9 protein-coding genes are annotated in these 10,954 nt (G+C 43.9%); 5 read left to right on the top strand and 4 right to left on the bottom strand.

The window, feature by feature from the left end:
• Positions 1–36 precede the first annotated feature (36 nt).
• Together DWZ47_RS20440 and DWZ47_RS20445 are read left to right on the top strand one after the other, a co-directional pair.
• On the top strand, positions 37–1,686 hold the full coding sequence (locus DWZ47_RS20440; RefSeq protein ID WP_117514456.1) for a glycoside hydrolase 43 family protein: 1,650 nt from the start codon (positions 37–39) through the stop codon (positions 1,684–1,686).
• Positions 1,687–1,774: 88 nt separating this feature from the next.
• Entirely contained in the window at positions 1,775–2,995 is a 1,221-nt protein-coding gene (locus tag DWZ47_RS20445) for a glycoside hydrolase family 88 protein (protein ID WP_117514458.1), read from the top strand.
• 159 nt (positions 2,996–3,154) lie between these two features.
• Here the strand turns inward: DWZ47_RS20445 and DWZ47_RS20450 are convergent, their stop codons facing one another.
• The 4 genes from DWZ47_RS20450 to DWZ47_RS20465 all read right to left on the bottom strand — a co-directional run bounded on the left by DWZ47_RS20450 (position 3,155) and on the right by DWZ47_RS20465 (position 8,360).
• Positions 3,155–3,631 carry a copper resistance protein NlpE N-terminal domain-containing protein gene (locus DWZ47_RS20450; protein WP_004296964.1) on the bottom strand — a complete coding sequence of 159 codons (477 nt, stop codon included), beginning with the start codon at positions 3,629–3,631 and terminating at the stop codon, positions 3,155–3,157.
• A 57-nt stretch (positions 3,632–3,688) separates the two neighbouring features.
• On the bottom strand, positions 3,689–4,981 hold the full coding sequence (locus DWZ47_RS20455) for a hemolysin family protein (protein WP_004305907.1): 1,293 nt from the start codon (positions 4,979–4,981) through the stop codon (positions 3,689–3,691).
• Between the two features lie 184 nt (positions 4,982–5,165).
• On the bottom strand, positions 5,166–5,948 hold the full coding sequence (locus DWZ47_RS20460; RefSeq protein WP_032845214.1) for a M48 family metallopeptidase: 783 nt from the start codon (positions 5,946–5,948) through the stop codon (positions 5,166–5,168).
• Positions 5,949–5,981: 33 nt separating this feature from the next.
• Positions 5,982–8,360: a TonB-dependent receptor gene (locus tag DWZ47_RS20465; protein ID WP_117514460.1), complete on the bottom strand. Its 2,379-nt coding sequence runs from the start codon at positions 8,358–8,360 to the stop codon at positions 5,982–5,984.
• A 182-nt stretch (positions 8,361–8,542) separates the two neighbouring features.
• Here DWZ47_RS20465 and DWZ47_RS20470 point away from each other — a divergent pair, with 182 nt between their 5' ends.
• The 3 genes from DWZ47_RS20470 to DWZ47_RS20480 form a co-directional block, all read left to right on the top strand.
• Entirely contained in the window at positions 8,543–8,977 is a 435-nt protein-coding gene (locus DWZ47_RS20470; protein WP_117514462.1) for a DUF2007 domain-containing protein, read from the top strand.
• Between the two features lie 24 nt (positions 8,978–9,001).
• Positions 9,002–9,820, top strand: coding sequence for an alpha/beta hydrolase (locus DWZ47_RS20475; RefSeq protein ID WP_004296959.1), 819 nt, complete (start codon positions 9,002–9,004; stop codon positions 9,818–9,820).
• Between the two features lie 325 nt (positions 9,821–10,145).
• A partial coding sequence (locus tag DWZ47_RS20480) for a site-specific integrase (protein ID WP_117514464.1) occupies positions 10,146–10,954 on the top strand: 809 nt, incomplete at its 3' end.

Genomic DNA, 10,954 nt, shown 5'->3' on the forward strand with positions numbered 1-10,954 from the left:
GAATCTTATTTTGAATGAAATTGATTATTAAGGTATATGCGTAAAAAGATTCTGTTTTTAGCAGGAATGATGGCTTGCTGTTCATTGGCAGGTGCACAAGAAATTTCTAAGACCTGGGTGGCTGATAAGGGGAATGGAACTTATCAGAACCCGGTTCTTCATGCAGACTATTCGGATCCGGATGTATGTGCAGCCGGAGATGATTTCTATATGACAGCGTCCAGTTTTAATTGTATTCCCGGAATTCCTATTCTTCATTCTAATGATTTGGTGAATTGGTCGTTAGTAAACTGTGCTTTACCGATTCAGGAGCCGGAAGAATTCTTCGATAAGGCACAGCATGGTAAAGGCGTATGGGCACCGGCTATTCGTTTTCATAACGGAGAGTTCTACATTTACTGGGGTGATCCGGATTATGGAATCTATATGATTAAAGCCAAAGACCCGAAAGGAAGATGGAGCAAGCCTGTATTGGTGAAAGCCGGGAAAGGAATGATTGACCCGACACCACTTTGGGATGAAGATGGAAAAGTTTATCTTGTACATGCATACGCTGGTAGCCGTAGCGGAGTGAATAGCATCGTAGTTATTTGCGAACTGAATGCTGAGGGAACAGAAGTAATTTCCGATCCGGTGATGGTATTTGATGGAAATGATGGAAAGAACCATACGGTAGAAGGACCGAAGCTCTACAAACGCAACGGATACTACTATATTTTTGCTCCGGCAGGTGGAGTAGCAACCGGTTGGCAATTAGTACTTCGCTCGAAGAACATTTACGGCCCTTACGAATCGAAGATCGTAATGGCACAAGGAAAGACAAATATCAACGGGCCTCATCAAGGTGGCTGGGTAGATACCAACACAGGAGAATCCTGGTTCGTTCATTTTCAAGATAAAGGAGCTTACGGACGCGTGATTCATCTGAATCCGATGACTTGGGTAAATGATTGGCCTGTAATCGGAGTAGATAAGGATGAAGATGGTTGCGGTGAACCGGTAACGACCTATAAGAAACCGAATGTAGGAAAGATATATCCGATAGCCACTCCGCCGGAGAGTGATGAATTCAATACCCGTCATTTAGGGTTACAATGGCAATGGCATGCCAATAAAAAAGACACTTACGGGTTCACGACCGACTTGGGGTATATTCGTCTTTATGCAGGCAGTCTCTCAAAAGAATTTGTGAACTTCTGGGAAGTTCCTAACTTGTTGATGCAAAAGTTTCCGGCTGAAGAGTTTACGGCTACGACCAAATTGACATTTACTGCCAAGCAGGATGGGGAACAAACCGGAATCATTGTAATGGGATGGGATTATAGCTATCTCTCCATTCGTAAGGCGGGAGATCAGTTTATTCTGCAACAAGCAGTCTGCAAGAATGCGGAACAGCAAAATCCCGAACAGATAAAAGAATTGGCAAACATTCCGGTGGAACATCTGAAGATGCCGGGAGTAGCAGATAATGAGTGGCAAATAGTTTATTTGCAAGTAAAGGTTCGTAAAGGAGCCGTTTGTACATTCGCTTATAGTCTGGATGGAAAGAAATACACGACAGTGGGAGAGCCTTTCACAGCCCGACAAGGCAAATGGATTGGAGCCAAAGTTGGAGTATTTTGCGTAACTCCGAATGAGGGCAATCGTGGATGGGCAGATGTAGACTGGTTCCGGATGACTAAGTAACTGATGGAGTGACTAAGTAACTGACCGCTCAAGTAACTGACAAAGAGAAATAAAGATTAAGAATTAACGCGAATATATTTGAACTAAGATGAAAAAGATTGTAGTAGGTCTGGCTGTGATGTTAGGTTTTTGTATGTGCACTCACAAGCCTTCCGGTACATTGGATGTGAATAGGGCATTAGACTACTGTGCAGAGCAGACACAACGTACGCTTACGGAACTGAAAACAGATTCCGGCATTGACTATACGATGATGCCACGTAACATTATGGCTGACGAACACCACTGGAACTGTCGTAAGGCAACGAAAGAAGAATGGTGTGCCGGTTTCTGGCCGGGTGTGCTCTGGTATGATTACGAATATACACAGGATAAGCATATTCTGGAAGAAGCGAAGAAGTTTACGAACTCATTGGAGTTCCTTTCTCAAATACCAGCTTATGACCATGATTTGGGATTCCTCGTATTCTGCAGTTATGGAAACGGCTATCGCTTGACGAAAGATCCTGCTTATAAGAAAGTGATTCTGGATACGGCCGATTCGCTGGCTACTTTATTCAATCCGGTTGTAGGAACAATGCTTTCATGGCCTCGTGAAGTGGAACCACGCAACTGGCCTCACAACACAATCATGGATAACATGATTAATCTCGAAATGCTTTTCTGGGCAGCAAAGAATGGTGGAAATCCTTATTTGTATGATGTTGCCGTTTCTCATGCTGATAAAACAATGAAATGTCAGTTCCGTCCCGATTATACATCCTACCATGTAGCAGTATATGATACCATCACTGGTAATCTGATAAAAGGAGTAACCCATCAGGGCTATGCAGACAGTACCATGTGGGCGCGTGGTCAAGCATGGGCAATCTACGGATATACTGTAGTCTATCGGGAGACGAAAGATCCTAAGTATCTTGATTTCGCACAGAAAGTGACAGATGTTTACCTCGAACGCCTGCCGGAAGATAAAGTTCCTTATTGGGATTTCAGTGCACCGGGAATACCGGATGCTCCCCGTGACGCTTCTGCTGCGGCAGTGGTGGCCTCTGCTTTGCTTGAACTATCCACTTACCTCCCGAATGGAACCGGAAAACGTTATAAAGATGCAGCTATCGAAATGCTGGCAAGCCTGAACTCTGACAGTTATCAGAGTGGCAAGAGCAAACCGTCTTTCCTGCTTCATAGCGTAGGGCATTGGCCGGCTCATTCAGAGATAGATGCTTCTATTATTTATGCAGATTATTATTATATCGAAGCCTTGTTGAGGCTGAAACGTCTGCAAGAAGGACACGGAGTATTGGGATAACAGTATTACCAGGCTTATGAATACGGTAATATCAAAGTATCGGTAGAACTAATAAAGTGAATAATTAGATTAGTATAGATGATAGAGTAAAAAACGAAAAGCTCTGCAAGAACGAAGGTTCCGTGCAGAGCTTTTTTACTGGTTAGGGTTAGGTTTATTTTATTGTTTTACCTTGATGATGTCATAATTCAGATCGCTGACAGCTTCTTGCAAGCTATCGTTCACCAGACGAAGAGTGGTGTCATTTACAATCACGAAATACATCGGAGCTTCACCATCTTTCGGAGTTAACTTAACAGCAGTCACAGGTTTTTTGTTCACTACCTTGTGTACAGTCTGCTGTTTTCCTTTTGAAGTGAAAGTCTTGTTTTGTCCTTGACCTTCAGCATCGAGGTAAGTCATATCCAGTGTATACGCAGTATCTACACCGTCAGTTGCAGCGTTCAAGGTTAGTACATAGTCAATACCCGGACCGTCGGCAGCAGGAAGAGTACCTTCATAAACTTCAGTCAATTCGGTAATCGGAGTCATAGCAAGAGCTAGACTGTCTGCTTGAGCCTCTGCGGCTTTGTTTGCTTTTGATTGGCATGATGCCAAAGCAGCTACGACTGCTGCTAACATAATTACTTTTTTCATCGTTAAGTGCTTTAAGTTAATATAAATATAGTGAGCTATTGCTCGTTTTTTGCTATCCTATTCCTGCTCTTCGTCCCGTTTGATGACAAGCAGTTTGTCTACTCGTCCGCGGTCCATGTCCACCACTTCGAATTGCAGATTCTTGTAGGTGAAGATGTCTCCCGCTTTCGGGATACGGCCAATCAGGAACATGGCTAATCCCCCCAGAGTGGTGAAGTCTTCCGATTCCAGATCTTCATAGGATAAAATACCCATTTCCTCCATGAAGTCGTCGATGTTCATTGAAGCTTCCACCAGCATCGAACCATCCTGCCTTGTGACGATTTCTTCTTCTTCCGTTTCATCCTCTTCAAGGATGTCTCCGAAGATACTTTCGGTCAGGTCGTGCAGTGTGATAATGCCTTCTGTGCTGCCATACTCGTTAACAACAACTCCGAACTTGTTTTTGTTCTTCTTAAATAGCTCTAAAACTTTATTTGCATATAAACTTTCCGGAATAAAGAGGGGAGGACGGGCTATTTCGCGTAAGTTAAACAGCTTTTTACTGCCTATCATCAGGATAATATCCTTTACGGAAACCACACCGATAATCTCATCTTTCCGTTCGTCCACCAACAGATATTTGCTATAATGTTCTTCTTCGATTGTCTTCATCACCTTTTCCTGCGTATCATCAGGGTGAAGGATAATGAGATCTCTGCGATGCGTCATCAGTTCGTTAGCCCGTTTGTCGGAGAAGCGGAACACATCACGTATCATTTCCGTTTCCTCTTTGTCAATCACACCCTGTTCCGAACTTTGATGGAGAATCATTTTGATTTCCTCCTGCGTCATGGGGCGTTCTTCGCTTTTCAAACCGATGAGTTTATTCAGTAGCCGGGTAGAGACACTCAGTAACCATACAAAAGGATAAGAAACCTTTGTCAGCAGAATCATGACCGGGCTGAACAAAGTGGCGTATCGCTCCGGATTACTAAGAGCGATAGATTTGGGTACTAGCTCTCCGATAATCAGAGAAAGATAGGTAATGATTGCTACGGTAGTAATCATTGCCAGGTTGCGTGCATAAGCTTCTGCGCCCGGAATGAGGGAAAAGAAAGGAACGAGATCGTCGGCAATAGCCACACCACCATACGCACCGGATACGATACCGATCAGCGTAATACCGATCTGAATGGTAGATAAGAACTTTTCCGGTTCTTCCAATTGTTTTAAGACTCCACGGGCTGATTTGTTACCTTTTGCGACAAGTGTTTCAAGACGTGCTTTGCTGGATGATACCAGCGCAATTTCATACATGGCAAAAATGCCATTCAGTACAAGTAAGAGAAGTATGATAAGAAATTCCATAAATGGATTAAAATGGTTATAGGGTCGAAATTACAAGAAATCAGGACACTATGCAAATCTATGTTATAGATTAATGATTTTTTAATAATAGTGTGTCCTTTTTATCAAAAACAGAGGAGGAGATACTGCGGTTGACAAACCAATGTATCTCCTCCTTTATTTGATTTAGGAACGATGTCCGTTATTATTTAGCGTAAGTTGCTGCTTTTGCTTTCGCACGTTCGATACGTTTCATGGTATCCGGGTGTGACGAGAACATCTTTTGCAGGTAAGAAGCTTGTGGAGCATCTTTCGACAGTTCGGACAGCTTAGTCAGTGAGTTAGCCATTGCATACGGATCGATACCGTTCTTTACACAGAACTCTACTCCGTAATCATCCGCTTCACTTTCCTGCTTCTGTGAATATTGTGCGCCTGCCAGGGCTTCAGCCATAGCTCCCAGCTCGGAGTCGGTCAGTTTGGCTACTTTATCGCTGCTGGCACCTGCTGCATTCTTCACGGCTGAACGGAGATAAGCATTCTTCATGGCATCTTTAGAGTCTGTGTGAACTACGTGACCAATCTCATGTCCTACCACTGCCATCACTTCTTCATCCGTCATCACATCCATCAGACCGGCGCAAATACGTACACTACCGTCGCCACAAGCGAAAGCATTTACGTCTACTACTTCATATACGCCAAAGTTAAGTTTCAGTCCATCCACTTCTTTGATATGTCCCGTCAACTTCTCCAGACGTTTGCCATATTCAGTATCAGGTTTGGTCAATGGATTATGAGCATCCATCCATACCATATACTCCTTGCTCATGTTGGCGATGTCCGCATCAGATAAAGTAACGGCTGATACTACGTCTTTACCAGCTTGTAATGCTTTCCCTAAATTAACCTTCTTGCCAAATTGTGCGGAAGCTGTCATACCCATGCCTAACAATATGAAGGCAATCATAGCAATTTCTCTTTTCATACTCTTTTTCTAGTTTAATGTTTTATGTATAAATTAATACTCAAATGTTATTCCTAATGTGGGGAGCAATGTCCCGCTCGATTGTTTGAGGCGTTTCATTTTATAGTGTTGGCTGTCGGCAGGAGCTTCCGGATTTTCAATGATACCGGTGCTCATCAATACATCCTGCTGTTTTAGTTTGCTTACCGTGATATTTTGCAAATCAAGATAGAATCCCAGCATACAATGTTTCAGATAAAATGTCTTGTCGATACGGAGGTCTACCTGTGCAAAGGCCGGAAGACGTTCTTTATTATATTTAGAATAGTCGTAATATGCTTTACCTTGTGCATCCCAGGCAGATACAAGAGATGACTTTTCTTCATCATAAGGTGTATAAGGAGCACCGCCGATGCAACTGACTTTCATCCCGACACTCCATTGGCGCGGTAGATTGTAGGTTCCCCGTAAGTTGAAAATATACCGGTTGTCCCATGCGGATGCAATGTATTCACTCTCTTTGTCGTTGCGGTATTCACTTTTAAAGATGGTAAAGGAAGAAGCCAGATTCAGTTTCTTGGCGATCAGCCATTTCACCAGAATCTCCGCACCATACGAACGTCCCTGGGCGGTGGAGGTCAGCAATTCGTTGCCAATCACCCCGTAGTCATTCCCTTTGCAGGTAAGAGGAATGCCATCTACAACGGAGAGCGGAATTTTATCATAATCTTTGTAGAATCCTTCCACGGAAACTTCGAAAGTATCTCCTTTGCGCCAACTGATACCCAAGCTTTCCTGGCTGACTTTCATATAGCGGAGATTGTATTTGTTGACATACGTTCCGTTATTATCCTTAAAACCGAGAGCCGTGTAAGGAGGCAACTGGTAATAAAGTCCTGCATTTCCGCTTAAAAACCAGTGATCGGCAAGTTGATAGGAAAGCGATATGTGCGGTGAAAGCTGGTCGGAGAGTGATTTCATCGCCGATGAATAATTGTTGGCATCCGCTCTCAATCCCAAAGAAGCAGTGAAGCGTTCGTCCATCGAAGAGTAGCTGATAGTGCCGAAAAGTCCCCAGCGCATCATCCCCAAATAAGTATGGTAATCAAACGTTTGTGCCTGATTGGTATATGCCTTTTGAAAGGTGGTGTTGGTATATTGGCTGTAATCCAGGTTCAATCCGAGGTTGACCTTCCAGTTGCGGAAAGAAGAATTGTTTTCGAAACGGAATTTTGTCTCTTGTTCGGTAGAACGGAGGCGGAGCATCAGATTCTCCGGAATACTTTCATCATTCTGACGGTATTTGGTGTTGCGGTTGTTCAGATAGCTGTGACTGACTACCACTGACTGCACATGTGCGCCTGCATAATGACGATAAACGGCTCCCAATGTAAATGTCTCCTGCTTGATTTTCGGCAGGTAACTAAGAATATATTCGTTGTCTTCGCTATCCGCTTTCGTGTTCAATCGCATATTGTCGATTCCTCCGAGTCCCAGCACTGTCAACTCGTTCTGTTCGTTAAACCGGGTTTTCAATTTGAACTGCGCATCGGTGAAAGTCGGCAGGAAAGGGAGGTCGAGCATATCAAACAGGAATTGCAGATAAGATTGACGTATAGATACCAGATAAGAGGTCTTTTTCCCGATATGCCCGTTGGAGGCGAGCGAGACTTCGGATGCTCCGAGGGTAGCCTTTACAGAGTTGTGCTCCATATCTCCGTCGCGCAACTTGAAATCAAGAACGGAACTAAGTGCGTTTCCTCTATCAGTGGGGAAAGCACCGGTGTAGAAATTGACTTCACGTATCAGGTCGGCATTGAGGATTCCCACCGGACCACCGGAGGCTCCTTGCGTACTGAAGTGATTGATATTGGGAATTTCCACTCCATCCAGGTAGAAACGGTTTTCAGAAGGAGAACCACCGCGCACAATCAAGTCATTGCGGTATCCAATCGGTGAGAAGGCAACTCCCGGATAAGACTGAACAATACGTGAAATGTCCCGATTAGCTCCCGGACTTTTTTCTATTTCCTGCAATCCGATAATGCGCAGGCTGACGGGGCTTTCCAAATCACGTCGGAAAGGAGAAGCGGTGACGGTTACTCCTGCGAGTTCGGTCAGGTTCTCTTCCATCTCTATCGAGATATTCAGATCTTTGGTAGATACAATATATTCGGGAGTAGTGACACTTTTGTAGCCGATGGCAGTTGCTTGCAGGCGGTAGATGCCGGGAGGTACTTGTTCGATGGTGAAATGGCCTTCCGCATTGGTGACGCCACCTTTGTTCAGCCCGAGAACCATTACGTTAATGAACTCTAATGGTTGACGGCTGTTTTTCTCAATAACCGTTCCCCTGATTCGATGTACAGGTTGTGCCTGTAGCAGGGAAAGTAGAAGGTTTGAAAATAGTAGCAGTGTCAACAGTCTTTTCATGTGATTGCGAATTATTGCTGCGAAAGTACAAAAAAAGTATTAAAGAATGATACCTTCCGTGAATAAAAATAGAGTCACTTCTTATTTGGTTCGTTTTACTTCTTGATAAAGTTAGCCGGATTTTGTTTCTCATTTCATTTTTATGTCTTATTTTTGTAGGACATATTAAAAACAGATTCCTTATGAAGACTGTAAAACTGATAACTTGTAATGATGCGATGAAAGCACATATCCTTCAAGGGGCATTGGAGAATGAAGGCATCGAGTCTATTCTGCACAATGAGAACTTCTCTACTTTGTATAAAAGTTGTGTGAGCAGTATAGCGGGGGTGGATATATTGGTGGCAGATGAAGACTACGAGAATGCTGTTCAAGTGTTGAAGGATAACGATAGTTGGCCGGAAGAATTAACGCTTTGTCCGTATTGCGGCTCGTCGGATATCCGGTTGGTTTTGAGGAAAGGAAAGCGATGGCGTGCGATGGGTGCTGCCGTACTTTCGGCATTGATGGTCATTCCTCCGGGAGACAACCACTGGAACTATACCTGTAAACAATGTCATAAAACCTTTGAAATGCCGGTTTCTAAATTTGATCCTTCCGCAGTAGCAGAGGAATAACTATATCTAACTATATAACACACAATGAAAAAGAAAAAACTTCTATTAATTGCTCTTCTTTTAGTATGGGTGGCTCCTTCGTTTGCTGCCAAAGTAGATACTTTATTAATTAAAAGTCCTTCCATGAATAAGGATGTGCAAGTGGTGGTGGTAACGCCGGATGCTGCGCTGGGGAAGAAAGCGGTAGCTTGTCCCGCCATTTATTTGTTGCACGGTTACGGTGGAAATGCTAAAACATGGATTGGAATTAAACCGAATCTTCCTCAAATTGCGGACGAAAAAGGAATTATATTCGTTTGTCCGGACGGAAAGAATAGCTGGTACTGGGATAGTCCGCTCAATCCGTCTTATCGTTATGAAACTTTTATTTCATCGGAACTGGTGAAGTATATCGACGAACATTACAAGACGATTGCCGACAGAAAAGGACGTGCCATCACCGGATTAAGTATGGGTGGACACGGAGCGATGTGGAATGCGATCCGTCATAAAGATACGTTTGGTGCCAGTGGAAGTACAAGCGGAGGGATGGATATTCGCCCGTTCCCGAAAAACTGGGACATGTCCAAGCAGTTGGGAGAATATGAATCTAACAAGGAAGTATGGGATAATCATACCGTTATCAATCAGATTGATAAGATAGAGAATGGCGATTTGGCTATCATTGTCGATTGTGGAGAAGGAGATTTCTTTTTGAATGTGAACAAGGATTTGCATAACCGCCTGTTAGAAAAAAAGATCGATCATGATTTTATTACCCGTCCGGGAGGACATACAGGGCAGTATTGGAATAACTCCATTGATTATCAGATTCTGTTCTTTGATAAGTTTTTCAAGAAATAAAACCGGGAATACTTGACTTTGGCTTTTCAATGTTGTATCTTTGGTACAGAATCATAAAATAAACCCATAGCGAAAAAGTAAATTTGGGCAAAGCGTAGCGAATTAGCTGATATAGCGTTCGTTACGCTTTGTCTTTCTATGGAACAGAGCCAACGAAATACCACCTCGAAGCCAAACGGTGCAGAAGTTCAGTTACCACCTCGTTACTCCCGTAACGGGTGCAAATTTCTTGCTAAAAGGTTCTTTTTCTGCGTTTTGCGTTGATTTACATAGCTGTCGGTAACTCACTAAGAACTAATTTTGTAACCAAAAAAAGGAGTGAGTTATGCGTAGTACATTCAAGGTATTATTTTACGTGAAGAAAGGCAGCGAGAAGCCTAACGGCAACCTGCCTCTGATGTGCCGTATCACGGTGGACGGCGAGATTAAACAGTTCAGTTGCAAGATGGACGTTCCCCCACGCTTGTGGGACGTGAAGAACAACCGTGCTTCGGGCAAGAGCGTCGAAGCGCAGAGAATCAACCTTGCGGTAGATAAAATCCGTGTGGAGGTAAACCGCCGCTATCAAGAGTTGATGCAGACGGACGGTTATGTTACCGCCGCCAAACTCAAAGACGCCTATCTCGGTATCGGCATCAAGCAGGAAACCTTGTTAAAGCTGTTCGAGCAGCACAACGCCGAATTTGAGAAGAAAGTCGGGCACAGCAGGGCAAAGGGAACATTCCAGCGGTATATAACCGTCTGCAAACATCTACATGAGTTTATCCCGCACACCTACAAGCGAGAGGACATTCCGTTAAAGGAACTCAATCTTACTTTCATCAACGATTTCGAGTATTTTTTGCGCACGGAGAAGAAATGCCGCACCAATACCGTGTGGGGCTACATGATTGTGTTGAAACACATCGTTTCGATAGCGAGAAACGACGGGCGTTTGCCGTTCAATCCCTTTGCCGGATATATCAACTCTCCTGAAAACGTGGACAGGGGCTACCTCACCCAAACGGAGATACAGACGCTCATGGACGCACCCATGAAGAACGCCACCCATGAACTTGTACGAGACTTGTTTGTCTTTTCTGTGTTCACGGGTTTGGCGTATTCGGACGTGAAGAACCTCACCACCGACCGCCT

This window comes from Bacteroides sp. AF32-8BH (genome assembly GCF_003435205.1).
GTDB lineage: Bacteria > Bacteroidota > Bacteroidia > Bacteroidales > Bacteroidaceae > Bacteroides > Bacteroides ovatus.